The 25,174-nt window shown below is 39.2% G+C and carries 32 protein-coding genes; 25 read left to right on the top strand and 7 right to left on the bottom strand.

Annotation, left to right across the window (positions count from 1 at the left end; translation table 11 throughout):
- The first annotated feature begins 9 nt into the window (after positions 1-9).
- From ACWM35_RS16405 to ACWM35_RS16370, 8 genes are read left to right on the top strand one after another with little or no spacing between them, the layout of a single operon-like run.
- Positions 10-534 (top strand): QcrA and Rieske domain-containing protein, encoded by a 525-nt coding sequence (locus ACWM35_RS16405; RefSeq protein WP_454819876.1) that lies wholly within the window; start codon positions 10-12, stop codon positions 532-534.
- Positions 524-715 (top strand): hypothetical protein, encoded by a 192-nt coding sequence (locus ACWM35_RS16400; protein ID WP_454819875.1) that lies wholly within the window; start codon positions 524-526, stop codon positions 713-715. Before ACWM35_RS16405 ends, ACWM35_RS16400 begins: the two co-directional genes overlap by 11 nt.
- Complete coding sequence (locus tag ACWM35_RS16395) at positions 708-1,019, top strand: hypothetical protein (RefSeq protein WP_454819874.1); 312 nt, start codon at positions 708-710, stop codon at positions 1,017-1,019. Before ACWM35_RS16400 ends, ACWM35_RS16395 begins: the two co-directional genes overlap by 8 nt.
- On the top strand, positions 1,006-1,290 hold the full coding sequence (locus ACWM35_RS16390; protein WP_454819873.1) for a hypothetical protein: 285 nt from the start codon (positions 1,006-1,008) through the stop codon (positions 1,288-1,290). The genes ACWM35_RS16395 and ACWM35_RS16390 overlap by 14 nt, the downstream gene beginning before the upstream one ends.
- A 43-nt stretch (positions 1,291-1,333) precedes the next feature.
- A complete protein-coding gene (locus ACWM35_RS16385; protein WP_454819872.1) occupies positions 1,334-1,987 on the top strand; it encodes a sensor histidine kinase in 654 nt (217 codons plus the stop codon).
- An 18-nt stretch (positions 1,988-2,005) separates the two neighbouring features.
- Positions 2,006-2,659, top strand: coding sequence for a response regulator (locus ACWM35_RS16380; RefSeq protein ID WP_454819871.1), 654 nt, complete (start codon positions 2,006-2,008; stop codon positions 2,657-2,659).
- An 18-nt stretch (positions 2,660-2,677) separates the two neighbouring features.
- Positions 2,678-3,124: a GAF domain-containing protein gene (locus tag ACWM35_RS16375; protein WP_454819870.1), complete on the top strand. Its 447-nt coding sequence runs from the start codon at positions 2,678-2,680 to the stop codon at positions 3,122-3,124.
- A 21-nt stretch (positions 3,125-3,145) separates the two neighbouring features.
- On the top strand, positions 3,146-4,171 hold the full coding sequence (locus tag ACWM35_RS16370; RefSeq protein ID WP_454819869.1) for a PAS domain-containing sensor histidine kinase: 1,026 nt from the start codon (positions 3,146-3,148) through the stop codon (positions 4,169-4,171).
- A 33-nt stretch (positions 4,172-4,204) separates the two neighbouring features.
- Here the strand turns inward: ACWM35_RS16370 and ACWM35_RS16365 are convergent, their stop codons facing one another.
- Positions 4,205-5,851 carry a glutamine--tRNA ligase/YqeY domain fusion protein gene (locus ACWM35_RS16365; protein ID WP_454819868.1) on the bottom strand — a complete coding sequence of 549 codons (1,647 nt, stop codon included), beginning with the start codon at positions 5,849-5,851 and terminating at the stop codon, positions 4,205-4,207.
- Positions 5,852-6,027: 176 nt separating this feature from the next.
- Between ACWM35_RS16365 and ACWM35_RS16360 the strand changes: the two genes are divergently transcribed.
- The 3 genes from ACWM35_RS16360 (at position 6,028) to kynB (ending at position 9,578) form a co-directional block, all read left to right on the top strand.
- A complete protein-coding gene (locus ACWM35_RS16360; RefSeq protein WP_454820086.1) occupies positions 6,028-7,011 on the top strand; it encodes a Gfo/Idh/MocA family protein in 984 nt (327 codons plus the stop codon).
- A 124-nt stretch (positions 7,012-7,135) separates the two neighbouring features.
- Complete coding sequence (locus ACWM35_RS16355) at positions 7,136-8,884, top strand: WG repeat-containing protein (RefSeq protein WP_454819867.1); 1,749 nt, start codon at positions 7,136-7,138, stop codon at positions 8,882-8,884.
- A 67-nt stretch (positions 8,885-8,951) separates the two neighbouring features.
- Entirely contained in the window at positions 8,952-9,578 is a 627-nt protein-coding gene (kynB, locus tag ACWM35_RS16350; RefSeq protein WP_454819866.1) for an arylformamidase, read from the top strand.
- Positions 9,579-9,611: 33 nt separating this feature from the next.
- Here the strand turns inward: kynB and ACWM35_RS16345 are convergent, their stop codons facing one another.
- Together ACWM35_RS16345 and ACWM35_RS16340 are read right to left on the bottom strand one after the other, a co-directional pair.
- Positions 9,612-10,703, bottom strand: coding sequence for a copper resistance D family protein (locus tag ACWM35_RS16345; RefSeq protein ID WP_454819865.1), 1,092 nt, complete (start codon positions 10,701-10,703; stop codon positions 9,612-9,614).
- Positions 10,703-11,290 (bottom strand): copper resistance CopC family protein, encoded by a 588-nt coding sequence (locus ACWM35_RS16340; RefSeq protein ID WP_454819864.1) that lies wholly within the window; start codon positions 11,288-11,290, stop codon positions 10,703-10,705. The genes ACWM35_RS16345 and ACWM35_RS16340 overlap by 1 nt, the downstream gene beginning before the upstream one ends.
- A gap of 197 nt (positions 11,291-11,487) precedes the next feature.
- Here ACWM35_RS16340 and ACWM35_RS16335 point away from each other — a divergent pair, with 197 nt between their 5' ends.
- A complete protein-coding gene (locus tag ACWM35_RS16335) occupies positions 11,488-11,733 on the top strand; it encodes an amino acid decarboxylase (RefSeq protein WP_454819863.1) in 246 nt (81 codons plus the stop codon).
- Positions 11,734-11,739: 6 nt separating this feature from the next.
- Here ACWM35_RS16335 and ACWM35_RS16330 read toward each other — a convergent pair whose 3' ends face one another.
- Positions 11,740-12,438 (bottom strand): Crp/Fnr family transcriptional regulator, encoded by a 699-nt coding sequence (locus ACWM35_RS16330; RefSeq protein WP_454819862.1) that lies wholly within the window; start codon positions 12,436-12,438, stop codon positions 11,740-11,742.
- A gap of 145 nt (positions 12,439-12,583) precedes the next feature.
- Between ACWM35_RS16330 and ACWM35_RS16325 the strand changes: the two genes are divergently transcribed.
- The 6 genes from ACWM35_RS16325 to ACWM35_RS16300 all read left to right on the top strand — a co-directional run bounded on the left by ACWM35_RS16325 (position 12,584) and on the right by ACWM35_RS16300 (position 17,140).
- Positions 12,584-13,048, top strand: a complete 465-nt coding sequence (locus tag ACWM35_RS16325) for a flavodoxin (protein ID WP_454819861.1) — start codon at positions 12,584-12,586, stop codon at positions 13,046-13,048.
- The gene (locus ACWM35_RS16320; RefSeq protein WP_454819860.1) at positions 13,045-13,254 is read left to right on the top strand and encodes a heavy-metal-associated domain-containing protein; all 210 of its coding nucleotides are present in this window, start codon (positions 13,045-13,047) and stop codon (positions 13,252-13,254) included. Before ACWM35_RS16325 ends, ACWM35_RS16320 begins: the two co-directional genes overlap by 4 nt.
- Positions 13,255-13,302: 48 nt before the next feature.
- Positions 13,303-14,142 carry an MBL fold metallo-hydrolase gene (locus ACWM35_RS16315; protein ID WP_454819859.1) on the top strand — a complete coding sequence of 280 codons (840 nt, stop codon included), beginning with the start codon at positions 13,303-13,305 and terminating at the stop codon, positions 14,140-14,142.
- A 113-nt stretch (positions 14,143-14,255) separates the two neighbouring features.
- Positions 14,256-15,392, top strand: coding sequence for a DEAD/DEAH box helicase (locus ACWM35_RS16310; protein WP_454819858.1), 1,137 nt, complete (start codon positions 14,256-14,258; stop codon positions 15,390-15,392).
- An 88-nt stretch (positions 15,393-15,480) separates the two neighbouring features.
- Positions 15,481-16,950 carry an amidase family protein gene (locus tag ACWM35_RS16305; RefSeq protein ID WP_454819857.1) on the top strand — a complete coding sequence of 490 codons (1,470 nt, stop codon included), beginning with the start codon at positions 15,481-15,483 and terminating at the stop codon, positions 16,948-16,950.
- Positions 16,951-17,005: 55 nt separating this feature from the next.
- Entirely contained in the window at positions 17,006-17,140 is a 135-nt protein-coding gene (locus ACWM35_RS16300) for a hypothetical protein (RefSeq protein WP_454819856.1), read from the top strand.
- A 171-nt stretch (positions 17,141-17,311) separates the two neighbouring features.
- Here ACWM35_RS16300 and ACWM35_RS16295 read toward each other — a convergent pair whose 3' ends face one another.
- A complete protein-coding gene (locus ACWM35_RS16295) occupies positions 17,312-18,844 on the bottom strand; it encodes an FAD-dependent oxidoreductase (RefSeq protein ID WP_454819855.1) in 1,533 nt (510 codons plus the stop codon).
- Positions 18,845-19,016: 172 nt separating this feature from the next.
- Between ACWM35_RS16295 and ACWM35_RS16290 the strand changes: the two genes are divergently transcribed.
- A complete protein-coding gene (locus ACWM35_RS16290) occupies positions 19,017-20,153 on the top strand; it encodes a trans-sulfuration enzyme family protein (RefSeq protein WP_454819854.1) in 1,137 nt (378 codons plus the stop codon).
- 43 nt (positions 20,154-20,196) lie between these two features.
- On the opposite strand, the gene ACWM35_RS16285 is transcribed toward ACWM35_RS16290, so the two are convergent.
- Positions 20,197-20,337: a hypothetical protein gene (locus ACWM35_RS16285; RefSeq protein ID WP_454819853.1), complete on the bottom strand. Its 141-nt coding sequence runs from the start codon at positions 20,335-20,337 to the stop codon at positions 20,197-20,199.
- A gap of 50 nt (positions 20,338-20,387) precedes the next feature.
- Positions 20,388-20,762, bottom strand: a complete 375-nt coding sequence (locus ACWM35_RS16280; protein WP_454819852.1) for a DUF1360 domain-containing protein — start codon at positions 20,760-20,762, stop codon at positions 20,388-20,390.
- Between the two features lie 120 nt (positions 20,763-20,882).
- Here ACWM35_RS16280 and safA point away from each other — a divergent pair, with 120 nt between their 5' ends.
- From safA to ACWM35_RS16250, 6 genes are all read left to right on the top strand, one after another.
- Positions 20,883-21,497 carry a SafA/ExsA family spore coat assembly protein gene (gene safA / locus ACWM35_RS16275; RefSeq protein ID WP_454819851.1) on the top strand — a complete coding sequence of 205 codons (615 nt, stop codon included), beginning with the start codon at positions 20,883-20,885 and terminating at the stop codon, positions 21,495-21,497.
- Positions 21,498-21,637: 140 nt separating this feature from the next.
- Positions 21,638-21,982: a lmo0954 family membrane protein gene (locus ACWM35_RS16270; RefSeq protein WP_454819850.1), complete on the top strand. Its 345-nt coding sequence runs from the start codon at positions 21,638-21,640 to the stop codon at positions 21,980-21,982.
- Positions 21,983-22,003: 21 nt separating this feature from the next.
- Positions 22,004-22,651, top strand: a complete 648-nt coding sequence (locus ACWM35_RS16265; protein WP_454819849.1) for a PspA/IM30 family protein — start codon at positions 22,004-22,006, stop codon at positions 22,649-22,651.
- Positions 22,652-22,727: 76 nt separating this feature from the next.
- Entirely contained in the window at positions 22,728-23,465 is a 738-nt protein-coding gene (gene liaF, locus ACWM35_RS16260) for a cell wall-active antibiotics response protein LiaF (protein WP_454819848.1), read from the top strand.
- Complete coding sequence (locus tag ACWM35_RS16255; protein WP_454819847.1) at positions 23,462-24,508, top strand: histidine kinase; 1,047 nt, start codon at positions 23,462-23,464, stop codon at positions 24,506-24,508. Before liaF ends, ACWM35_RS16255 begins: the two co-directional genes overlap by 4 nt.
- A complete protein-coding gene (locus tag ACWM35_RS16250; protein WP_454819846.1) occupies positions 24,505-25,137 on the top strand; it encodes a response regulator in 633 nt (210 codons plus the stop codon). Before ACWM35_RS16255 ends, ACWM35_RS16250 begins: the two co-directional genes overlap by 4 nt.
- Positions 25,138-25,174 lie beyond the last annotated feature (37 nt).

The raw sequence follows: 25,174 nt of genomic DNA, 5'->3' as shown, positions 1-25,174 counted from the left end.
GGGATTAGGATGTCTGATAAAAATAATAAGATCCCGTTTAATGAAGATAATTACACACATAATATAAACCGTAATAACGAAAGAAAGCTTGACCGCCGCGGCTTCATGAAGACGCTTGTCGGTGCAGCGGGAGTATTTGCTGTATCTTCCCTGCCATGGGGTGTTGTCGCAGCAAAAGAATTGGCTGGCTTAGGCGATAAAAAATATCCGAAACAAAAAATTACCGATGTGAAGTCGATTCCAGTCGGAGATTCTGTTGAATTTCACTTCCCAGGCGAGCATGATAGCGCCATTTTAATCAGACTGTCCGAGGAAAAATATGTGGCTTATCAAAACGCTTGTACACATCTCCGTTGCCCAGTGTTTTGGCAAAAAGAGGAGGGAGATTTGCTCTGTCCTTGTCATCATGGTAAATTCGATGTCGAAACAGGTGCGCCAACTGCAGGACCACCAAGACGCCCGCTTCCAGAAATTTATGTAAAAGTGGAAGACGGTGCGGTTTATGCCGTGGGGGTGAAGCGTTATGAAGCGTAGTTACCTTCCAGTTGCCCTGCTTCTAGCGGTTTTAATGTGTAATATTATTGCTACTCAATACATGGTTCATCAATACTTTTTTGAGAATTATACGAATACGATTATTGCTGGAGTTATCAATGTCCTGTTATTCCCAACTGCCTTTCTTATCTATAAAAAAGGTGTGAATGTCCATGACTAGTGAAACGTTTATTGACTTTTGTTTTATGCGGGCACAATCGGGAGGATTTACAGCAGAAATCGATGAGTTATTGAAAGAGACTTTTGGAAAGAAACGCTTGAATTGGTTTCTTGAAGAAAAGACGGTTGATGGTGCTGAAGTGGTTGTCGCTGAAATAAAAGGGATGAGTGATTGGCAATCAGAAGAAGAATCGATCCAATTCATTGAAGAGAATGCCGGCGAAAGATTTTGGAAATATCTTCAAGGCTATAAAATGTTCATTTATCCAGTTAAGAGAGGATGTAACAGCTGTGGTACTCATTAATCTAGATGATTTACAGCATTTTGTCGGGGCATCCGTTGAAATTGGGATTCATGATGAGCAGGGGAAGGATCAAGCCCCCGCGGTAAAAAAGGTAGTCAAAAAAGTACAGCTTTGTCCTGACGAAACGCATGTCCGTTTCTATTTTGATCATTTGTATTTCCTTGCAGTGCCACTAAATAGTGATGTAACGGAAACAGAACAAGAATGGTCCGCTTCAGACCCCGAAAGCGGCTTAACATATAAAATAAAAAAGGACCAGGTTTCTTTCTAAGAACCTGCCTTTTTTTTACAAAAATGTAGAGGAGGGTAAAAGAATGGAGTTATCAGAATCAAAGCAGCGACTAAATAATTATATGATTCAATCAATGGAAGAAGAGATTAAACGAATTGCTCTAGACCTCCATGAGGGAGTAGGACAAAACCTATATAGTATCTTAACAGGATTACAATTCGTTGAATCAAGTGCAGATCAGCCGGACATCAAGGATTATTTACATGAAATGACTCAGCTGATTGAAAAGACGATTCAAGAGATCAGACTGCTTTCTGTTGAACTGCACCCTCCAACCTTAACAACGCTCGGTTTATGGCCAGCAATGAAGAGCTATATTAAGTTATACACCTCGACTTTTGGCATTATGGTTGATTTGAAAGCTACTGGGGCAGAAAAGCAGATTTCGGAGCAGGAAAGTATCGCTGTTTTTCGGGTTTGTCAGGAGGCTCTTGCAAATATCGCTAAATATGCCGACACCTCACATATTAATATCTACTTTTTATGGGAGGAAGATGAATTGAAAATTTCAATTTTTGACTTTGGTAAGGGATTTCAGCCCGAGGAAATTGAAAACAATCATCGCGCATTAGGAATTGCGGCGATGAAAGAAAGAATGCTTTTGACTGGCGGACAGTGTGTTATATCCTCTAAAATAGGAGAAGGTACATCTATCGAAATATCTCTTCCCTTATAGGGAGTAAAGGAGAGAAGCATGATTAAAATCCTATTAGTCGATGACCACGCAGTTGTAAGAATGGGCCTTAAAATGCTCCTCAACACGAATCCAGAAATGGAAGTCATTGGAGAAGCATCCGAAGGGAACGAAGGAATTAAAAAGGCGCAGAAGCTTAAACCTGATGTAGTGGTAATGGACTTAAGTATGCCGCACGGAAAAGATGGTTTATCAGCGACAACAGAATTAAAAAAGCTTATGCCAGAGATCAATATACTTATTTTAACGATGCATGATGATGAGGAATACCTCTTTCGCGCGATACAGGGAGGGGCATCCGGCTGTATCTTGAAAAGTGCCCCGCATGATGAACTCATGTCGGCGATCGAATCGGTTTCAAAAGGGGATGCCTATCTTCATCCATCTGCACAAAAGAGGTTAATGGAAGAGTACTTGGCTGGTGTAAAGCACGATGGGAATGATATATATAATCTCTTGTCGGATCGGGAAAAAGAGGTGCTTACCCTAATTGCAAAAGGATATTCCAATAAAGAAATCGCAGAGCAGCTAGTTATTAGTGTAAAGACTGTTGAAACACATAAAAGCAAAGTAATGGAGAAACTGCAAATGAAAACCCGGCCTGAATTGGTGGAATATGCCGTAAAAAAGGGGTTATTAGGTTATGGTATATGATAAGGAGAATCACCAGGCATGACAGAAATAAGGGAAATAGCAGATGTGATTAAAATTTGTAATCAGTTAAAAGAAAATTTAGACTGTGAATTTGTTGGTCTTGCCTTTCAAAATGAAGTAGGACCAGATGTCAGATGGCATTATGCTGCCGGTAATTTAAATGATAAATATAAAAGAATAACCGTTCGTTTTGGAAAAGGAATCGCTGGAAAGATTATTTCAAGCGGCAGTCCGATGATGTTGAGTAATTTTCCTGATGATATTTATGGAAAGATTACCGATTATCCGATTATGCTAGCTGAAAAACTTGTTTCCTGTTTTGCGGTCCCTTTATTTTTTAATTTTGTACCCAAAGGAGTATTACTTGTTGGAAAAAGAATTTCCCATACTTATACTGAAAATGATCAGGAAAAGGTAAAAGAGTCAGCGCTTACTTTGGAGAAAATACTTAAGGTGTATTCATGAACTTGATGCTGGGGGAAGGATATGGACAGGGAATTTCAATTAACGCAAAATGAACTAACTGATTATAAATTTGCCCTCGATGCATCATCGATTGTCGCAATAACAAATGCCAGGGGGACCATAACTTATGTGAATGACCAATTTTGCCAAATTTCAAAGTACTCAAGGGATGAACTTCTAGGGCAGGACCATCGCATTTTAAATTCAGGATTTCATTCTAAAAGTTTCTTTAAGGAAATGTGGTCAATAATCGGTTCTGGAAAAGTGTGGAAGGGAGAAATTCGCAACCGTGCTAAAGATGGTACCTTTTATTGGGTGGATACTACCATTATTCCCTTTTTAAATGATAAAGGAAGGCCTTATCAATATTTAGCCATTCGCTATGAGATTACTGAAAGAAAACGAGTGGAGCAAGAATTGCAAAAAATGATGACTAAGATCATTGAAGTACAAGAAGAGGAGCGTAAACGGTTATCGAGGAATTTACATGATGGCATCGGTCAGAATTTATATAGTCATCTCATTACGATTAACCGCTTGCTCTCTGAAATGGACCATCCATTGCTTCAACAAATGCAAAAGGAAGCCACTCAATTGATTGAGGAAATTCGTGATATTTCTTGGGAGCTGCGACCTTCCGTATTAGATGATCTTGGACTTGTTCCTGCGATTCGCTCCTTTCTATCACGTTTTTCAGAGAACTATGGCATTGATGTTTATTTTGAATGTGTGTTAAGCTGCCGTCTCGATATCAATATTGAATTGACCATTTACCGTATAATTCAGGAAGCATTAACGAATATTCGAAAGTATGCAGACGTATCTGAGGCAACCGTGACGGTTAGAGAGATAGATCACACAGTAAGAGTGATGATTGAGGATAAGGGGGTAGGCTTCGAGCTTAGCTCTCAGCCACGTGGAGTGGGGCTTTTCAGTATGGATGAACGAGCCAGGGCTGTTAACGGCGAGCTCACGATCAATTCTACTCTTGGAAAAGGAACAAAGATCATATTAGAAATCCCAAGCACAAGATACGAGAACAAGTAAAAGAACCAGACAAAATCGCCTGGTTCTTTTTCTTTAAATTTTAAATGAACTTTTCAAAGAAACAATTCGGTTAAAGACTAGTTTATTGACGGTTGTATGCTTTGGATCTACGTTGAAATAACCATGTCTAAAGAATTGGAACTTATCATGTGGCATACTATCTTTCATGTTAGGCTCAACAAAACCTTGCAATACTTCAAGTGAATTTGGATTTACATTGTCCAAGAATGATTTTCCTTCATCGCTATCTTCATCCAAAATCAGCGGCTCATATAAACGGAACTCAGCAGGCACGGAATTAGTTGCCTCGACCCAATGAATCGTACCTTTTACTTTACGACCAGTAAAGCCGGTGCCGCTCTTCGTTTGTGGATCATACGTGCAACGTAGTTCAACCACTTCGCCGTTTTCATCCTTTATCACTTCCTCACATTTAATGAAATAAGCATGCTTTAGGCGTACTTCATTACCAGGGAAGAGACGGAAATATTTATTTGGCGGGTTTTCCATAAAATCATCTTGTTCGATATAAATTTCACGGGAAAATGGAATCTTGCGCATTCCCATTTCTGGTACCTCAGGGTTAATCTCAGCATCTAATAATTCAATTTGTCCCTCAGGGTAATTAGTGATAACCACCTTTAAAGGCTTCAGGATTCCCATTGTCCGCGGTGATTTTAGTTTCAAATCTTCTCTCACATAGTGTTCGAGCATTTGGGAATCAACTGCGCCAGAGCCTTTTGAAACACCTGTTTCACGGACGAAATTCCGAATCGATTCAGGAGTAAAACCTTTTCGTCTCATCCCTGAGATTGTCGGCATCCGCGGGTCATCCCAGCCATCGACAAATCCTTCGTCCACCAATTGCTTTAGTTTACGTTTGCTCATGACGGTATTTGTTACATTTAAACGGCCAAATTCAATTTGTTGCGGCTTGCTTTCCATTTCGCAATTTTCCACGATCCAATTGTATAACGGACGTTGATCTTCAAACTCAACCGTACAAATGGAGTGGGTCACATCTTCGATCGCATCCTCAAGCGGGTGGGCAAATGCATACATTGGATAAATACACCATTTATCTCCTGTGTTATGGTGAGTAGCGTGAGAAATCCGGTAAATAACAGGATCACGCAAATTAATATTAGGAGACTTCATATCAATTTTAGCACGAAGAACTTTCTCGCCATTGGCAAATTCTCCATTACGCATTCGTTCAAATAAATCTAAGTTTTCTTCAATTGAACGATCGCGATAAGGACTATCCTTGCCAGGTTCGGTTAAGGTACCTCTGTACTCACGAATCTCATCAGCAGATAGATCGTCGACATAGGCAAGTCCCTTATTAATTAAGAGAACGGCACGCTTGTACATTTCCTCAAAGTAATCAGAAGCGAAATGTAAATTATCCCATTCAAACCCCAGCCATTTCACATCTTCTTTAATCGAATTAACATATTCAATATCTTCCTTTAGCGGATTCGTATCATCAAAACGTAAGTTTGTTTTCCCATTAAAATCATCGGCAAGTCCAAAATTAATAATGATGGATTTAGCGTGTCCAATATGTAAATAACCATTTGGTTCTGGAGGGAACCGTGTCACGATTTTATCGTGCTTACCTGATTCCAAATCCTTAATCATAATCTCTTTTATAAAATTAGAATTTTGATTGTCCACTCTATCCAACCTCTTTCACAAATCTATTTATTAATAAATACCATAAATATTGATATTTTTCCATTGTTCCCATCAAATCAACGGAAAAATAAGCATTTGCATTAGTATTTGATTTGTATTTAAAATGATTTAAGGCTAAAATATATTTTTGTAAATAGGAAAGGGGAATTGTGATGATTAACCTAGGAACTGTTGGAACTAGTTGGATTACAACTGCCTTTATTGAAGCTGCCAAACATAGCGGGAAATTTCATCTTGCAGGTGTTTATTCGCGAAACGTGGATAAAGCTGAAAAAATGGCTCATACATATCAAGCTGATACATTCTTTACGGATTTAGAAGACATGGCGAAAAGCTCAGAAATTGATGCAGTCTATATCGCTTCACCTAACTCGGTTCATTATGAACAAGCGATTACTTTTTTGAAAAATAAGAAGCATGTTATTTGCGAAAAACCAATTTTTTCAACGACCGCAGAACTGGAAGAAGCGCATCGAATTGCCGAAGAAAATGGGGTATATTTATTCGAGGCAATTCGAAATATCCATACTCCAAACTTTGAAATCTTAAAAGAAAATCTGTCAAAGGCTGGGAAGCTTCGAAGTGCCATCCTGCCATATATTCAGTATTCTTCCCGCTATGATATATTTTTACAGGGAGAAGAACCAAATATCTTCTCTAGCAAGTTCTCTGGAGGAGCATTAGTAGATTTAGGGGTGTATCCGCTATTTCTAGCAATTGGTCTTTTTGGAGAGCCTAAGAAGGCTAGCTATCACCCTGTGATCCTAAGAAGTGGTGTCGACGGAAGCGGTACATTGGTTCTAGAATATGAAGACTTCGTTGTGACTGTTCTTTGTTCCAAAATCTCTCACTCGGTAATGCCATGTGAAATTCACGGTGAAGCAGGAACCTTTGTATTACAGGATGCAGCGCCAATCTCTGAAATAAAGTTTTATGACAGCCATACAAAAGAAAGTGACATCTTCAGTGTTGTCCAGGAAGAGCAGGATATGGCTTATGAATGCCTTACTTTTGCTGATATTATCGAATCAAAGAACGATACGAAATATAAGCAGTTGAAGGAATTAAGCCAAATTGTCCTTCGAATCACAGAGGGTGTAAGAAAACAAAACAATATCGTCTTTGCAGTTGAGAAATAGATAGAGATTTTTTATAAAGGACAGTAAAGAGCAGCTTATTATTAAAATGAGCTGCTTTTTCAATTATCACCGGGTGCCCATTTTTTTCATATACATAGTTAAAAAGATAAATGGGGTAGTATGTATGTCTAAAGAGTTGGAGAATTGGATTCAATACCTTCTAACTTTATCAAGGGCGGTATATCTTTATCCTGCAGCGGTAAAAGAAATTGGCGGCAGCAAATGGGGTTATATTGATAATAAGGGAAAATTCGTTCTCTCTCCCATCTTTGAGGATGCGCGGGATTTTCAGGAAAATGGACTAGCGATCGTCGAGAGCAATGGTCTTTTTGGGATCATCAATTCTGATGGCTATTTTATTGTAAAGCCAAAATATGAATCGATCCAAGCTTTTTCGGAGGGGCGGGCAGCTGTTATTGACGACCCAGGCTTTAACGTAATCGATGAAAGCGGCAAGGAAGTGACTTCGAAGCCATACTCTTTTATTTCAAGTTACAAGGAAGGAAGGGCTGTGGCTGCGAACACTAACGAGGCTGGTAAGTATTTATATGGTTATTTAAATCGGTGGGGGAAGGAAGTTATACCATTATCCTATGAATCTGCTGATGAATTTATAAACGGCAAGGCACTCGTAAAACTTCAGGATGGCAGCTATGCTTTAATTGATTTAACCGGAAGAACCATAATGAAATTTTCCTATCCTTTTGTAGATAGCTATGGTGATGGATTGCTAGCTTTTAAGGAAAAAGAGGACGGAAAATGGGGATATATCGATGAAAAAGGGAATGTGGTCATTAAACCTCAGTTTTCAGGGACAATGCCGTTTGAAGCTGGTTATGCGATCGTAAATATGTCGGATAATTATATGGATAAGTACGGTCTGGTAGATCGTCAAGGGAATTTTACGATTAAACCACAGTACAATACGGTGCTTTATCTTGAAGAAGGGCGTTATGCTCTCGGAAAGGCAGAAAAACCTGATAAGCCATATCTTCCTTCGAAATATGCTCTTGCTGACGCAAAGGGGCATATTTATACTGGGTTTATTTTTAATGGTATCTCACCGTTTAAAGATGGAATTGCCTCCGCCTATGATGATCAATTTACATTCTTTATTGATCAGAAGGGGCGGAGAATCGATCATCTTCCAAAGGTTAGCGGCAGTGGGACACTATCGTTTGACAAAACATTAATTAAAGGAGATATCGATTTTCGAATTCTTTATTTTGATAAAAAAGGTCAGGTCGTTTGGAAGCAAAATCATTTTATTCCATTGAGCAAAGAAACCGCCGTGATTGAAAATAAATATAAGCCAAATAAAGATTATTTAGTTTACTATCCACAGCTAAAAGGGATTGAAAAACAAGAAGAAGTAAATCAGAAACTCAAGGACCTTTCAGCCGTGAAGCCGATTCCTCCCCATACACAGCTTGATTCTAACTATGTTGGTGACTTTAATGTTTCGTTTTATAAGAAAAACCTGCTGGTTATCGAGATCAATGGTTATGACTATCCTTTTGGAGCTGCACATGGGATGCCCGTTAGAAAATATGCTCATATAGACCTCAAAACAGGTGAATTCTATCAATTAAAAGACTTATTTAAGCCTAGTGCTGATTATGTAAAAACCATTAGCGATATCATAGCTGATCAAATTAAAAATGACGAAAAATACTCATACGTTTTTCCTGATTCCTTTAAAGGGATTCAACCAGACCAGCCGTTCTTTATCAGCGAGAATGCCCTAAATATTTATTTTTTCCCTTATGACATCGCCCCATATGCTGCAGGATTTCCAACCTTTACAATTCCATTTGAACAAATCAATCACATTATCGCTAGGAACAGAAGCTTTTGGAGATCGTTTCATTAATTGACAGTACCCCCACAAGAAGATATTTTTGAGGTAGCTTGATTTTTAATTAGGGGTGAGCGACTGGATGAAAATTTATGATATTTCAAGAAGGCTTGAAAATGGCATGCCGGTATGGCCAGGAGATACTCCTTTCCATTATGAAGTTTCATGGTCAAAGCTGGATAGTGGTTCAGTGAATGTTGGCAGCATGACAATGAGTGCCCATACGGGTACACATGTAGATGCTCCATTTCATTTTGATGATAATGGGAAAAAAATTATGGAACTGGATCTGGATTTATATGTTGGAACTGTACGAGTAATTGATATGATCGGCAAGGAGAGCATTGGTGTGGATGATCTCTCAGGAATAAATCTTGAAGGCTGTAAAAGGGTAATATTTCGTACGCTAGCCTGGGAGAATCCTAGAGAATTTCCAGAAAGGATTCCTTATTTAAGAGCGGACCTAGGGCCATTTTTAGCAGGGAAGGGAATTCGTTTAATTGGGGTGGACCTACCGTCTGTGGATCCACTTGAGAGCAAGGATTTATCGGCGCATCATGCTTTAAATAAAAATGGCATTCATATCTTAGAATCTGTTCGTCTGGATGATATAGACCCTGGTGATTATGAATTAATTGCTCTGCCGCTTCCCCTCGTTGAAGCAGACGGAAGCCCAGTAAGAGCAATACTGCGAACAATTCAGCTATGAATAAAAGCAGCGTGAACAATCACGCTGCTTTTTCTATGATATCCCAAACATAAAAGCGAGATAGCCAGCCAGAATAACGAGCAGGCTCATCATTAATGACAGGATTTTCGGTGCTTGCTTGATAAAAGTGAATATTAATAATCCTAAGAATAACAGTGCAAGGACTATTAAGGATATTGACCCTATTCCCGGGGAAAACTCCAATGGGAAGATAATTTCTCCAGGATGGAAATAGCTGAACAGCTTTGAGGCACCCTCTGCTTTCACCATTGAGTTTAATTCATGTGGTGGTGAAGCTTGTCCAAGAGCTCCTGTAATGGAAAAGACAAGCAAAACCACGATACTTTCTAGCTTTGCCCAAGGTATCGGATTGAAATTCATATCACTTTTTATACGTTTTCGAATGAATAAGCTATTGATAACCGCAAAGGCAAGTAATGGTAGTATTGCAAGATGCTTAATTAATAATGTTTGCCCATAGGAAATGGCTGTTACACTTACATACTCGGATAACTCCATATGAAAGGTCATTAAAGAAATCCCTGTTAACACAGTAATAAGTAAGCAAAAAAGGGCAACAGGTGAAAACCATTTTAAAAACTTTTGCCAATTTTTGTGATTTCGTGAAAACCAGCTGGCAATGATCAAAATTCCAACCCAAGTGGTAACGGCTAAAAAATGTAAACTATGAATGAGAAAGCCTGCCCACTTCGACAATGAGCTTGCATGGCTTGACCAGCCAAGGGCAGCGATTAAGATTAAGGTAAAAACCAGCCCATTTAAGGCAAACAATGGCTTACGTTCAATCTTGATTGGGATCAAATAGATGAACAAAATAAGTGAGAGGATCCCCGTTATCATCCATGACTTTCCGACTTCAAAATTGGTTAACACTGATTGAATCGTATAACTTAAGCCTAAGTCTTTATATAGATAGAGAACAATCTTTAAAACCGGTAAGAAGGAAAAGACTGCTATCCCAAGTGTTGCCAAAAGCAGCACAGCTTTAGGAATTTTAACTTCGGGACGTGCAGTTTCGGGAACCATGCTGATGATAAAGCTTCCAACTAAGAGTGAAAAACAAAGATAGAGGAAAGCTTCACTAAGTATTCCAGCAATCCACATTAGGCTTGCTTCCTTCTAAAAATGAACCAATAGCTTACAAAGCCAACCATGATAATGAGGCCAATTAACCCTGGGATAATATAATTCATCATTGCTGGTTCCTCAGACTCAGCTTCTTTTTCAACGGCAACCTGCTCCGTCGCAGTATCATTCCTTACATTTTCTGTTGTAGTTTGTGAATCGGCTGAAGTAGTTACCACAGTCTCACTTGCGGCAGAGTGTTCTACAATTTTAGGAAGCTGAACCGTGAATGGGATATCTCCTTCAAGCAGATGTCCATCTTCTCCGATTATCTTCCAGTGAATCGTATAAGCACCATTAGCAAGTTCGTTTTCCACATTAGTGAGTAATTGATTTCCATTAATCGTAACCTCTGGAAGAGAAACCTCTGTACCATTTGCGTCAGATAATGTGAAAGAGCTCGTCGGCTCTATAGCTGTTTCAAAGTTAAGGGTGATATTTTTAAGTGGTTCGGTAATTACTTCTCCATTTTTAGGAGTAGAATCTTCTATATGGGAATGAGCAAAAACATTTGCTCCAAATAGAAAGAACAGTAGTGATGAGATAAGAGTGATTTTTCTAAACATTGTTTTCAACTCCATTATAGTGTTATCTTGATGTTCTCCATTTTACCACCTTTTCTAGAAAGTAATCTCACTTAGTAAATAATGTTCACAATTCGTTCAAAAACAAAAATTCAATAACCTTGATGTATGTCAATTTATACTAGTGGAATTCGAAGTAAACTAGAGAAAATACATTAGATAATAAGGGAGATTGTACGATGCATAACTTTCAAATAGAGGAAAAAAGGGCGATTCTTGATATTCGCGAGCGAGTGTTAAAAGGAGCGCATCCGCGCCGGGAAATTTTAGATTTTGTGAAGAGCTCCCCTATAGGAACCATCTTTGAGATCCATTTACCCCATCGCGCGGAGCCACTTGTTGCTAGCTTCCAATCGTTAGGCATGAATGCGATTGTTAACGAAATTGAACCTGGTCATTTTCGGTTAATGGCCATTAAACTCTAAGACTTTTTAACAGTCACCAGATAACTGTTTCAGTTGGTCCAACTCTAGAATCTTTATTCTTCTCTGTCCATCCATATGGATAAGTTTTTTTGAAACAAACGACAAGAGCTTTCTACTGACTGATTCTGGGGTTGTTCCGATAAAGCTAGATAAATCCTTTTTTGTTATGGGCAATTCAAATGTCTCATTCTCAACGGCCATTTTATCGTGGAAAAGAAGAAGTGCTCGTGCTAATCGCTGTTCTACCTCCAAAAGACTCAAGTTCCCAACCGATTCATCTGCCTCATAAAGCCTATCATTTACTGCCAGTAAAAAACGATAGGATAATCCAGAATTATTTTCCATCGTTTTTAAAAAGTCATTTTTATCAATAGAACAAATCACCGTTTGCTGTGTTGCCTCTGCATTCATATAATGTTTTTCATCTCGCAATAAGGAAAATAATCCAAAGAAATCTCCTGGAAAGAGGAGCCGAACAATTTGTTCCTTACCTTCTGCTGAGGTTTTCGTCAACTTAATTAGCCCCTCATTGACAACGAATAAGGTCTCAGAGCGTTCACCTTCTCTAAAAATAAAAGCTCCTTTTTGAAAATTTCGACTGCGGGTTACTTTTCTCAGTTGTTGAAGATCTGACTCCTTCATTCCTTTAAATACTGGAACGGTGGTAATACAGGATGATTCATGTGAGCAATGTTCACAACACATAGATTTCTCTCCTCTAAACGGATTTTACCTATATTTTATCGTGTTATCACTGTCTTTGTAGTGATTTGTATCAATGACTTGATGTAAATCAAGGAAAATGAGAAAGATTCGCATTACAATGAAAGAAAACAAGAGGTGATCAAAAATGAGTGCTGATTGTTTAATTGTATATGCGAGTATGACTGGAAATACCGAGGAATTAGCAGAACTGATTGCAGATGGAATTCAACATGTTGGGGCTAATGTTGAAATAAAGGATATTTTAGAGGCTGATGTCTCTGGGCTTGAAGACTATGATGGAATTCTCCTTGGTGCATACACATGGGGAGATGGGGAATTACCTGATGAGGTCTTAGATTTTTATGAAGAAATGGATGGTCTTCATTTGGCAGGAAAATTTGCCGGTGCATTTGGTTCGTGTGATTCAACTTATGAGCATTTTGGCAGAGCGGTTGATCTATTATCTGAAAAATTACTGGAATTAGGTGCTGAAATCCTTGAATGCTTAAAAATTGAGCACGCACCGACAAATTTAGAAAAGGAACAATGTATCAAGTTCGGAAGGGAATTTGGAAAGAAACTATTAGCGAAAAAGGAGCAAATATCATGAGTATGATGGAACTGGCATTAAATGATATTGCATGTACGAGTTGTATTGGCAGAATTAGAAAACGTATGAAAACATACGATGGGGTAGAAAAAGTAAGAGTCGTTTCTGGAAGTGGAAAAATTGAAATTGATTATAATGAAGAGAGAATTCAACCTGAGGAAATTACCAAAAACATAAATAAATTAGCCATTCGAATATTTGACTAATATCCTTCTCCTCCCGGCAAAATAATTAGTATTAAGGGAGGAATTTTTTTGGAACATAACCAGGATAGCAAGTTTGAAGAGACATTTCTTCCAATGACTTCGATTGGGAGTGGGGTTGGAATGACAGTATTGCCTGACTTGTATTGTTATACCAATCAAATCGTTAACCTCGCCTTGGTTAGCACGAAAGGTGGTTTTGTACTGGTTGATGCGGGGATGCCAGGGGCTGCCGAAGAAATTAAAGAGTTGATTACGGAACGCTTTGGAGAACATGCTCGTCCTCAGGCGATTGTGTTAACACATGGACATTTTGATCATGTCGGATCTTTGGTCGAGCTTTTAGAGGAGTGGCGTGTCCCCATTTACGCCCATGAACTGGAGTTGCCTTATCTAACGGGGAAAAAAGATTACCCACCAGGAGATCCTGGTGTTGATGCTGGATTAGTGGCGAAAATGTCACCGATGTTCCCTAATCATGGGATTAACATTGGGGATCAGGTGCAAATGCTTCCTGAGGATGGATCGATTCCCGTTATGCCTGGCTGGAAATGGATCCATACACCGGGGCACACTCCCGGCCATGTGTCGCTGTTTCGTGAGCAGGACCGAGCGCTTATAGCAGGTGATGCCTTTGTTACGGTAAAACAGGAATCCCTGTTTAAAGTCTTAACACAAGAGCAAGAGATTAGCGGTCCGCCGAGGTATTACACGACCGATTGGGATGCAGCTTATGAATCAGTGAAAAAACTGGAGGCATTAAAACCTGAGATTGCCGTGACTGGGCATGGGGTGCCAATGACAGGTGAAGAGCTGAGGAGGGATCTCAAGTTTTTAGTAGAAAACTTTGAAGAAATTGCTAAGCCGAAAAATAGCCGGTATACAAATTAAAACCATTCCTAATTGGGAGTGGTTTTTTTATGGACACTGCTCCTATATTAGGTTAGTATCAGATGCGTATGTGGTTATAATAAGAGAAATGAGATTAATAAAGGAGTTCCATTATGATAAATACGTTAAAACCAATTTTGCAGGAAGCATGGGAGAAGTCAGGATTTCAAACGCCGACTTCCATTCAGGAAGCAGCCGTTCCGATGATTCTAGCTGGCAAGGACTTAATTGCAGAATCACCAACTGGTACAGGAAAAACTCTTGCCTATTTGCTGCCATTATTAAATAAAGTTGAACCTAACTCGCAATCACTCCAAGCTGTAGTATTAGCATCATCACAGGAATTAGTGATGCAGGTGTATCAAGAATTTCAAAAATGGTCAGAAGGAAGTGGAATTCGCGGAACTTCCATTATTGGCGGTGCAAATGTCAAACGCCAGTTGGAAAAATTAAAAAAGCGTCCACATGTTATTTTTGCAACACCTGGAAGACTTTTGGAGTTAATAAAGCAGAAAAAAGTAAAAATGCATGAAGTAAAAATGGTAGTTCTTGATGAGGGTGACCAGCTGTTAACAAAGGAACATTTAAACACAGTCCAAAGTATTGTCAAATCCACCATGGGTGACCGTCAAGTTGTATTATTCTCTGCAACCATGAAGCCAGAAACGGAAAAATTGGCGAAAGAAATGACAAAAGAGCCAGAAGTACTTCGGATTGAAAAAGATGAAATCGCCTCCTCAGGTAAGGTTGAGCATATTTATTTCATGGCTGAACAACGTGATAAAATCAAGCTTCTTGAAAAAATTGCCCGTTTAGAAAACGTAACATCATTAGCATTTATTAACGATATTGGTGAAATCCAAATATTTAAAGAAAAATTGCTTTTTAAAGAGTTGTCGATCGGAATTTTACATAGTGACATGAAGAAATTAGAGCGTCAGGCAGAGCTAAAAGCCTTCCGAGATGGAAAAATGAAAATGCTAATCGCTACCGATGTTGCTGCAAGAGGATTAGATATTCAAGGTATAACCCATGTCGTTCATATTGATTTTCCAAAGGATATTGCCCAATATGTGCACAGGGCTGGAAGAACAGGGAGAATGGGTGCAGACGGTACGGTCATTTCCTTAGTTACCGACCGGGAAGAAAGAGAATTAAAACGGTATTGTCGCGAGCTCGATGTTCCACTTAATAAAAGAATATTTTATAAAGGTCAAATTGCTGTAGAAGAGCAAAAGGCGCGTCGATAAACAGGCAGTGGTGTAAACCACTGTCTATTTTTAATAAAGGATTTACTCTTTCTATTCTAGAATATAATAGGACAGGAGGGGAAATAGCTTGGAAAATAAAAAATTAAAAGAGTTGCAAGATCACTGGCTTGAAGAGATAACAATTAGTCAGATTCAAGAAAAGCTCGAAAGCAGCGAGCTGACATCTAAAGAGCTTGTCATGATGTATTTACATAGAATATCGGTCATTGATAAGAACATCAATTCAATCCTTGAGGTGAATCCGGATGCGTTGCAGATAGCAGCAGCGCTCGATGCCGAAAGGATGGCAACTGGCCCGCGTAGTCCATTGCATGGAATTCCGGTATTAATCAAGGATAACATTGATACCGCTGATAAGATGCACACTAGTGCGGGATCCCTAGCGTTAAAGGATTCAATTGCTTTAAGAGATTCATTTGTCGCAGAACAATTACGTAAAGCTGGAGCCATAATTCTTGGAAAAACAAACATGACAGAATGGGCGAACTTTATGGCGGTTGGAATGAAGGGAGGATATAGCTCCCGTGGTGGTCAGGTGCTAAATCCTTATGGACCAGGAAAATTTGAAGTTGGGGGTTCGAGTTCTGGATCAGGAGCAGCGATAGCAGCCAATCTTGCTGCCGCTTCGGTCGGCACGGAAACGTCAGGGTCAATCTTATTTCCTGCCTGCAAGAACTCAATTGTAGGGATCAAGCCAACTGTTGGCTTAATCAGCCGCAGAGGAATTATTCCGATTTCGCATACGCAGGATACGGCAGGACCAATGGCACGGACAGTGGAGGATGCTGTTATCCTTTTGGGTGCATTAGCTGGAAGCGATGATGAAGACCCTATTACAAGGACAAATCCACTAGGTAATATTGATTTTACAAAGTATTTAATCCCGAATGGGCTCGAAGGAAAGAGAGTTGGAATTGCTTGGGAAGGATTTATTGATGTATTTAGTCAGGAGCAGTTAAAAGCAATTGGTGATGCCATTACGATTTTAAAATCCTCTGGGGCAGAAATCATCGATAATATCGAAATTCCTTCTGCTAAAGTAAAATGGCCATACTATGTGCTGACCTACGAGTTTAAGCCAGATTTAAATGGTTACTTAAATGGTCTTCATCCATCCGTTTCTATTCGGACTCTTAAAGATTTGATTGAATTTAATAAGCAAAATGAAGAAAAGATGCTTAAATATGGTCAGGCTATTTTGCTTGAATCTGAAGCGACTAGTGGAACATTAACGGAAGAAGAGTATGTAAAGGCATTAGAGTTTGATCATTATCATGCAACTGCGGAGGGAATCGATTATGCTCTTAACAAATATAATTTGGACTTGATTCTTTTCCCTGGTGAGGAAGGTTCAAACATCAGTGCAAAAGCAGGTTATCCCACAATAGCTGTACCAGCTGGCTATACTCCTGAAGGTGAGCCGGTGGGGATTACTTTTGCCGGAACTGCTTACAGTGAGCCTGTATTAATTGAAGCGGCATACGGTTTTGAACAACTGACGAAGTATCGAATAGCACCTGTTCTTGGGCAAGAATAAGTTCATTTATTTACACTCATACTATTGATGATTTCTTCGAAAAGGAGATGATGGTGTGGGAAGAACGAAGCTAGGTAATGCTAACGCCCAGCGCAATAACAATCGAAAAAAAGCGATGAAGACCGCGGAAGAACTTGTTGAGTTTTCAACAGGTGAGGATTTAAAACATAACCGTCCAAAAGGTAAATAACAAAACGCCTCCTACATTTGTGTGGGAGGCGTTTAAATATTAAATTTGTAAAAGAAACGCTCAAAATTGTAAAAGAAACACTCGAAATTGTAAAAGCTCCGTGGAAATTTGTAAAACCTCAACCAAAATTTGTAAAACGACAACTCGTGAAATACCATATGTGCCCTCTAATCACTCATCCGCAACATTTTTCAACGCCCTTAATGCAGGACCTTCGATGACATCCCCTGCATACGAGAAGCGAGAACCGTGACATGGGCAATCCCATGTCTTCTCAGCATGATTCCATTCGCATTCACATCCAAGATGGGTACAGGTTGTATCGACAATATATAACTTGCCATTCTCATCTTTATAGGCTCCAGCTCTTCTGCCATTATGCATAACAACAGAGCCTTCGCCAATTTCTAAATCTCCCGCATCCTTAGGGACAAACTCAAGCTTCCCTTTGATCAGATGCTTAGCAACGTCAAGGTTCGTTGATACAATCGATTTAAAATCAGGGTCCGCATGGAATCTGGAAGGCGAGTAGAATTCATGATAGGGGTTTTCCCGTTCAGTAATATAATCAGTCAAAAGATGACCAGCAAGAACACCAGAAGTCATTCCCCATTTCTTGTAGCCAGTCGCCACCAAAACACGTTGTTTATTCGATGTTATTGGCCCGATATAAGGAACTTTGTCCAAAGGTACCATATCCTGAGCCGACCAGCGATAGTGATATTCATTAAGATCAAAAACCTCTTTGGCGAAGTCTTCTAGGGCGGTAAAATGTCTTAGAGTGTCAACCCCTTGTCCGGTTTTATGATTTTCTCCGCCTAAGATTAGTAAATTCCCACCATCAATCGGTGTGTAACGGATAGAACGGGAAGGACTGTCAGCGCTAATATACATTCCGCCTGGGTATTCTTTATCCGTTTTAATTCCAATTGCATAGGAACGGTCTGCATACATTCGGGCAAAATATAATCCCGGTTTATCATAAAAAGGAAAATGGGAGGCAATGACCACATGCTTACAGGTAATTCGCTGCCCATCCTTCGTAATCACTTTTGGCTCTGACGTTTCCTCGTCTTCAAGATCAACAGCAACGGTATTTTCATAAACAGAACAACCTCCTTCAACAGCATCATCCAGCAATCCCCGCAAAAATTTTAACGGGTGATACTGCGCTTGATTTTTCATCATCAGCGCAGACTTGATCTGTATATTAAAAGGAATATTGCCCACCAAACCGCCATCAATTCCCAATCTTTGATAGGCTCCCCATTCCGTTTCAAGTTTTTGGGCATAATGGTCAGAAACAGCGTAAACATAAGCATCCTGTTTACTAAAATCACAATCAATTGCTTTTTCACTGGCTGTTTTCTCAACAAAGTGAATGGCACTTGATAAGGAATCATAATACATTTTTGCCTGTTCTTCACCAAAATGGCTAATGATTTCATCGTAAATTAAACCATGCTGTGCCGTGAGCTTGGCTGTGGTATGACCTGTAGTACCATTCAAGATCCCACCAGCCTCAATGATCGCCGTCTTTACCCCTTCCTTAGCAAGTAGATAGGCTGTCGTGATCCCAGTAATTCCCGCACCAATAATTGCAACATCAACCGAAATATCTTTCGTTAATTTTTCAAAAGCAGGCAATTCAATTTCGCGCCAATAGGTTCTAGGAAAATGATGTTTTTCTTCCGGTGAGCTCATGCGTATTCCTCCAATTGATATATTCTCATGATTAATTTTTCCAAATATGAAAAAAACATGTGGGCTTGGAAGACTATATAAATTGGCAAAAAATTTTGATTGACGAAAGAGTGGGGTATTGATATTTTTTAATATAATAACAATTTTGCGAATTTAAAAAAGGGTGGCAGATATGGGGAAGCGATTCGAGACAGAAATTTTGCATGGCAAAAAAAATAACAGAAAAATAGCTAGTAAGGTATCACCAATTTATCAGACATCTGCTTTTACTTTTAAAGATCTTGATGAATTGGAAGGTTTCTATCATGGAAATGGACAATATCTTTATTCTCGAGTTGGAAATCCAAATACGGATGAGTTAGGAGAAGCTGTTGCTCGGCTGGAGGGGGCGCCAGAAGGTGTTGCTGCCTCTTCAGGATTATCTGCGATTCTTGCAGGAGTACTGGCCGTAGCACAAAATGGAGACCATATTATCGCGACGGATGATTTATATGGCGGCAGCTTTCACATGCTGAAAGAAGAATTAAGTCAATTTGGCATTGAAACTACTTTTGTCTCCTTCCAAAATCTTGCTGAAGTGGAAAAGGAAATCAAAGAAAATACGAAACTAATCTATACAGAATCGATTACGAATCCTTTATTAAGAGTGGAGAATCTTGAAGGAGTTGTCAAACTAGCACGAAAGCATCACCTTGTTTCGCTTGTTGATAATACCTTTGCTACTCCATATCACTGTAAACCATATCCAATCGGGATTGACCTAGTTGTCCATAGTGCCACTAAATATATTGGCGGGCATAGTGATGTAACCGCTGGTGTGCTTACCGGAAGAGCGGATTTAATTGACCGTGCTCGTACAAAAATTGCTAACCTAGGTGCGAATCTTAGCCCATTTGAAGCGTGGCTGACATGCCGTGGTTTAAAAACGCTAGGTTTAAGAATGAAAGCCCAATCGAGTAATGCGAGAAAATTAGCCGATGCACTAAAGAATAATCGCTTTGTTAAAAATGTGTACTACCCATTCCAACAAGATGAAAACGGCTTTGGCGCAATGGTTACGATTGAGTTAGCAAAATCAGTAGATATAAACCAATTTTTCCGTTCATTAGCATGGATAAAAATTGCACCAACCCTGGCTGGTGTTGAAACAACGGTTTCTCACCCCGTTACAACCTCGCACCGTTCATTACCGGCAGAGGCACGAGAGACCTTAAAAATCACCGATGAAGTTGTTAGGATTTCTGTTGGAATTGAACATGCTGAGGATATTATTGCACAGTTCGAGCAGGCGATTGAAAAAGCTTTATAAGGGAACAAAAAGAACCTTGCGATAGTGGCAAGGTTCTTTTTGTTTACTCTTCATCATTATTCAGAGGATCAATTCGTTTAGCATCTTCTGAATTAAGACTTCCTCTTAAAAAATACACCAGCGTACCGCCAACGAAACCAAGACAAATGACAAAACCGATGGTTGTTACCCACCACTCTGCCATTTCAATCCCCCCTTTCTAAATATATATGCGAAAGGGGGAATGAATTTGTCTTATTCCTTTTTCTTTAATTCTGCATAATAATCTACTTTCTTTATGTTTACGCCTACAAAGGTTTCGATAATAGACTGGCCACCGGCAATAGAAAATATCAAAATAAAAACAAACGTTACCCTGGGGAATAAAAGGTACCCGCCGCCTAGTAAAATGGCACTCCATACACCAGCACACCAATAGCATTTTAATAAATAGCCAAACATGGATGTAGGCACTTCTTTTAATGTTGTGCCATTCGCTGTCTCCACTTTTACCTTTTTAACAAAGGGCCTTCTGATAAACTCTGTAATTTTATCGAAAACAATTAAATGGGTGAGGCGATAGCTTGCCAAAATCAGCATACAAAAGGTAATCCAAGAAATCTCTCTCACATAAAATCCTCCGAAATATCTCATTTATCTTATAGTTTGTCCAATGCCAAATTTTATTTGAGAATTTCCTGTATATTTTGAACGCTAAATCAAAAATATATATTCGGAGGAGGATTTAAAATGAAAAAATCTTTTTGGTTTAGCCTGATGTTTTTGCTCTCACTACTTTGTATTCCAGGCGTTTCCTTTGCTCAGTCAGTCTATACAGTTCAGCCAGGCGACTCACTTTGGAAAATTGCAGTCCGCTATCAGGTTGGAATTTCAGAAATCATCGCCGCGAACCCACAATTTAGAAACCCTAATCTGATTTATCCAGGGGATAAAGTAAATATCCCGAATTTGGATACTGAGAAAAGTATTGAAAATCAAGTGATTGCTTTAACCAACCAAGAACGTGCTAAGCACGGATTAAAGGCTTTAACTCAGGATTGGGAGCTTTCAAGAGTGGCTAGGTATAAGTCAATGGATATGCGCGATAAAAACTATTTCAGTCATACCAGTCCTACCTATGGAAGCCCATTTACAATGATGAAGAATTTTGGAATCTCGTATCGTTCTGCAGCTGAAAACATTGCTGCTGGTCAGACGACTCCACAAGAAGTGGTTCAAGCTTGGATGAATAGCCCAGGACATCGTGCCAATATTTTAAGTGCTAACTATACCTATATCGGTGTTGGCTACGCAAAAGGCGGATCACAACGTCATTATTGGACACAAATGTTTATCTCTAAATAATGTGAAAAGGTCAGTTCCAAAAAACAGGGACTGACCTTTTCTACGTCTTAAGACCGATATGAAAATAAAGCTAAGGCGCAATTATGGAAATATAAGAAAAAAGGTAAGATGAAATCAAGATAAAGAAAGGAGGAAACAAAATGAAAAAATTTGGTTTACTTTTAGCAGGTGGAATCGCGGCCATCATCTTACTCTCAACATTAGGTCCGATGATCGGTTTGGTGATTGGTCTGGCAGTTCTGTACTATATCTTCAAACAATTTCTTAAAACGGAGTCGACAGGAGCAAAAATTGGGCTTGGAATAATCGGATTTTTCGTCCTGATGGCTTCTATCCATAATGCTCCGGCGATTATTGGTGTTGTTGCTGCATATGTTCTTTATCTTGTATATAAAAACTGGAATCGCAGTAAACACACTACTATTAAAGAGGAATCTGATCCATTCGTAAATTTTGAGAAACAATGGAATGAATTAAATAAATAATATCTGAAGGAGAGAAAAATAATGACAAACTTATTTACAAGAATTAAGGATACAGTAATGGCTGACTTACACAATGCCCTTGATCAAAAGGAAAAGAAAAATCCAATTGCCTTACTTAATCAATACCTTCGCCAGTGTGAGCAGGAAACAGAAAAGGTAAGTAATCTGGTAGAACGCCAGTACACGTTGAAAGATGAATTTACAAGAGAACATACACAAGCGGTTCAGTTAGCTGAAAAAAGAAAGTACCAAGCAGAGGTTGCCTCTAAAGCTGGTGAAATTGAGCTTTATCAATTTGCATCAGCTGAATACGAGCAGTACCAAAGCCGTGCCGAACGCTTAGCTGCTTCACTTGAGCAAGTAAATGGGCAGCTTGGCGAATTAGAAAGAAAATATGAGGAAATGAAGCATAAGTTAAAAGACATGCATATCCGCCGTTTGGAATTAATGGGTCGTGAAAATGTAACCCGTGCAAATCTCAGAATGAATCAAGTGTTAGAATCTAATACAGGTGCTGATAAAGCTTCCTCACGTTTTCAAGAAATCGATAACTATCTTGATCGCTTAGAACAGCAAGTAAATAGTTCATTTTATCGCAGCACGATTGATGCAAAGATTGCTCAATTAGAAAAAGACATGAAATTAGAAGAAAGCAAGTCCACTTTATAATCTAAACGTGGTATTCTAAAAAGGCGTAGAGTTGCTGCGCCTTTTTACACATAAAATAAAAGGGAGGGTGGGCCGAATGAAAAAAAATACAAAAAATGATTATACGGGATGGCTGGTTATAATTGGAGTCGTCGTTCTACTGCTAGAAATATTATTTTTCAACAGTGGTCTTATTTTCTCCCTTTTATTTTCAGGTGGATTGATTTACTATGGCAGAAAAAAGGCCGGAAGAAAGAGCGGGAAATGGCTTTTTATTGCCGGAATGGTTTCATTGGTCATTAGCGTATTCAGCATGATGACATTCAGATTTTTATTACTAGCTATTTTACTTCATCTTATTATTCAATATTATCAGACAAAAAAGAATCCTAATAAACTTTCTCTAAATATTAAGGAAGCGGCGGATCAAATTCCACAGGAAGAGACGATTATTAAGAGCAAGCCGCTATTTGAAAATATCCTATTCGGACAGCAAAAAACTCCTGTCGGTGTCTATGAATGGAATGATATCAATATTCAGTCTGGAATTGGAGACACCATTATAGATCTTAGTTATACAGTTCTTCCAAAAGGAGAAACGGTTATCTTTATTCGTAACGTATTTGGCAATATTCACATTCAGGTACCATATGAAATTGAGGTCAGTGTTCAACATTCTTGTATCGTCGGTTCGACAACTGTGTTTGAAAATCATCAGTCTCAAGTATTTAATCAAGCCTTTCAGTTAAAAACGGGAGGTTACGATCAGGCAGAGCAGAAGGTGAAAATATTCACATCCATGATCGTCGGGAATTTAGAGGTGAGCCGGATATGAGTTCAGTCCAAAGACAAATTGTTTGGAGTATCGGCTTTTCCTTGATAATAACCTTAGTTGTCACAGCTTCCTTTATTAACGTTTACTCGGTTGCCAACTTTTCGAAATTATGGGAAGAAGAAATTATGGACATCCCATTCGTCGTTTTCATTCCCGTTTTTAGTATTGCATTAGGAATTATTCTAGGGATACTATCAGGACTTTTTTGGAGACGTCAGCTCCAATCTATCGAGAACTCCTTGCACCAGCTTGAAGAGGGTAGACAAGCGGAAACAAAAGAAAAACCTGCGATTTCGGAAATGCAGGCGATTGCAGAGCGGATTGAAAAAATTGGCAAGCAAATGTCAGAGCAGGCCAAGCTTTCACAGCGAATGGCAACAGAGAAAGTTGAAGATCAGGAAGCAAGGATTCAAGAGATCATCGAACAGGAGCGCAACCGGCTCGCTCGAGAATTACATGATTCCGTCAGCCAGCAATTATTTGCTGCTTCGATGATGATGTCGGCGATTAATGAAACGAAGCAGTCCGCTGAAGAATCTGTGGAAGCAAAGCAATTGAAAATGGTAGAAGAGATGATCCATCAATCACAGCTTGAAATGCGGGCATTACTGCTTCATTTACGTCCTGCTGCCTTGAAAAATAAATCCCTCAAAGAAGGAATCGAAGAACTGTTAATCGAATTATCACTAAAGGTAACAATGGGAATTAAGTGGAAATTAGAAGACTTCCCTCTAGATAAAGGGATCGAGGATCATCTATTTCGAATCCTGCAAGAATCTGTTTCGAATACGCTCAGGCATTCCAAGGCGAAATTGCTTGATGTATTAATGGTCAAGCGGGATAACCTAGTAATATTAAGGATTGTTGATGACGGTGTTGGTTTTGAAGTTGACAACATGAAGGCGGGATCGTACGGAATGCAAAATATGCATGAGCGGGCCGTTGAAGTAGGCGGTACATTAAAGGTAATCAGCGTGAAAAATAAAGGAACAAGGCTAGAGGTAAAGGTTCCAGTGATGGGTAATGGAGATGGTGCTATATGATAAGAGTAGTTTTTGTCGATGATCATGAAATGGTTCGAATCGGAGTTTCATCTTATTTGTCTGCACAGCCTGATATTGAAGTAGTGGGCGAGGCAGCAGATGGGAAGATAGGTGTGGAGCTAGCCCTAGAACTAAGACCTGATATCATATTGATGGACTTAGTGATGAAGGAAATGGACGGGATTGAGGCCACAAGACGTATTATTGAAAAATGGCCAGAAGCAAAAATCATCATTGTCACAAGCTTCCTAGATGATGAAAAAGTATATCCGGCTTTAGAAGCTGGAGCAACAAGCTATATGCTGAAAACATCCAAAGCAGGTGAAATCGCCAATGCAGTAAGGGCTACATATCATGGTCAGTCTGTTCTCGAGCCTGAAGTAACAGGAAAAATGATGATGAAGATGAGACAAAAGACTAATCATCTTCCACATGAGGATCTCACTAGCCGGGAAATGGAAATATTATTGCTGATGGCAGATGGAAAAACAAATCAAGACATTGCTGACGAGTTATTTATTGCTTTAAAAACAGTCAAAACCCATGTAAGCAATATTTTGAGTAAGTTGGACGTACAAGACCGAACGCAAGCGGTTATCTATGCCTTCAAACATTCTTTAATAAAATAATTCGTTGAAAAGGTCTTAAAATGGCCTTTTTTCTTTT

This window comes from Neobacillus sp. K501 (genome assembly GCF_053749995.1).
Note: the sequence above shows the minus strand (reverse complement) of the source record. Positions and strands in the feature narration are given on the sequence as shown.

Coding starts and splice junctions, on each gene's coding strand:
- ACWM35_RS16255 (WP_454819847.1), top strand. CDS start 23,462: ATGAGTTCAGTCCAAAGACAAATTGTTTGGAGTATCGGCTTTTCCTTG.
- ACWM35_RS16295 (WP_454819855.1), bottom strand. CDS start 18,844: ATGAGCTCACCGGAAGAAAAACATCATTTTCCTAGAACCTATTGGCGC.
- ACWM35_RS16340 (WP_454819864.1), bottom strand. CDS start 11,290: ATGTTTAGAAAAATCACTCTTATCTCATCACTACTGTTCTTTCTATTT.
- ACWM35_RS16385 (WP_454819872.1), top strand. CDS start 1,334: ATGGAGTTATCAGAATCAAAGCAGCGACTAAATAATTATATGATTCAA.
- ACWM35_RS16250 (WP_454819846.1), top strand. CDS start 24,505: ATGATAAGAGTAGTTTTTGTCGATGATCATGAAATGGTTCGAATCGGA.
- ACWM35_RS16325 (WP_454819861.1), top strand. CDS start 12,584: ATGAGTGCTGATTGTTTAATTGTATATGCGAGTATGACTGGAAATACC.
- ACWM35_RS16320 (WP_454819860.1), top strand. CDS start 13,045: ATGAGTATGATGGAACTGGCATTAAATGATATTGCATGTACGAGTTGT.
- ACWM35_RS16400 (WP_454819875.1), top strand. CDS start 524: ATGAAGCGTAGTTACCTTCCAGTTGCCCTGCTTCTAGCGGTTTTAATG.
- ACWM35_RS16345 (WP_454819865.1), bottom strand. CDS start 10,703: ATGTGGATTGCTGGAATACTTAGTGAAGCTTTCCTCTATCTTTGTTTT.
- ACWM35_RS16405 (WP_454819876.1), top strand. CDS start 10: ATGTCTGATAAAAATAATAAGATCCCGTTTAATGAAGATAATTACACA.
- ACWM35_RS16370 (WP_454819869.1), top strand. CDS start 3,146: ATGGACAGGGAATTTCAATTAACGCAAAATGAACTAACTGATTATAAA.
- ACWM35_RS16270 (WP_454819850.1), top strand. CDS start 21,638: ATGAAAAAATTTGGTTTACTTTTAGCAGGTGGAATCGCGGCCATCATC.
- ACWM35_RS16265 (WP_454819849.1), top strand. CDS start 22,004: ATGACAAACTTATTTACAAGAATTAAGGATACAGTAATGGCTGACTTA.
- ACWM35_RS16330 (WP_454819862.1), bottom strand. CDS start 12,438: ATGTGTTGTGAACATTGCTCACATGAATCATCCTGTATTACCACCGTT.
- ACWM35_RS16310 (WP_454819858.1), top strand. CDS start 14,256: ATGATAAATACGTTAAAACCAATTTTGCAGGAAGCATGGGAGAAGTCA.
- safA (WP_454819851.1), top strand. CDS start 20,883: ATGAAAAAATCTTTTTGGTTTAGCCTGATGTTTTTGCTCTCACTACTT.
- ACWM35_RS16285 (WP_454819853.1), bottom strand. CDS start 20,337: ATGGCAGAGTGGTGGGTAACAACCATCGGTTTTGTCATTTGTCTTGGT.
- ACWM35_RS16355 (WP_454819867.1), top strand. CDS start 7,136: ATGTCTAAAGAGTTGGAGAATTGGATTCAATACCTTCTAACTTTATCA.
- kynB (WP_454819866.1), top strand. CDS start 8,952: ATGAAAATTTATGATATTTCAAGAAGGCTTGAAAATGGCATGCCGGTA.
- ACWM35_RS16380 (WP_454819871.1), top strand. CDS start 2,006: ATGATTAAAATCCTATTAGTCGATGACCACGCAGTTGTAAGAATGGGC.
- ACWM35_RS16375 (WP_454819870.1), top strand. CDS start 2,678: ATGACAGAAATAAGGGAAATAGCAGATGTGATTAAAATTTGTAATCAG.
- ACWM35_RS16395 (WP_454819874.1), top strand. CDS start 708: ATGACTAGTGAAACGTTTATTGACTTTTGTTTTATGCGGGCACAATCG.
- liaF (WP_454819848.1), top strand. CDS start 22,728: ATGAAAAAAAATACAAAAAATGATTATACGGGATGGCTGGTTATAATT.
- ACWM35_RS16335 (WP_454819863.1), top strand. CDS start 11,488: ATGCATAACTTTCAAATAGAGGAAAAAAGGGCGATTCTTGATATTCGC.
- ACWM35_RS16290 (WP_454819854.1), top strand. CDS start 19,017: ATGGGGAAGCGATTCGAGACAGAAATTTTGCATGGCAAAAAAAATAAC.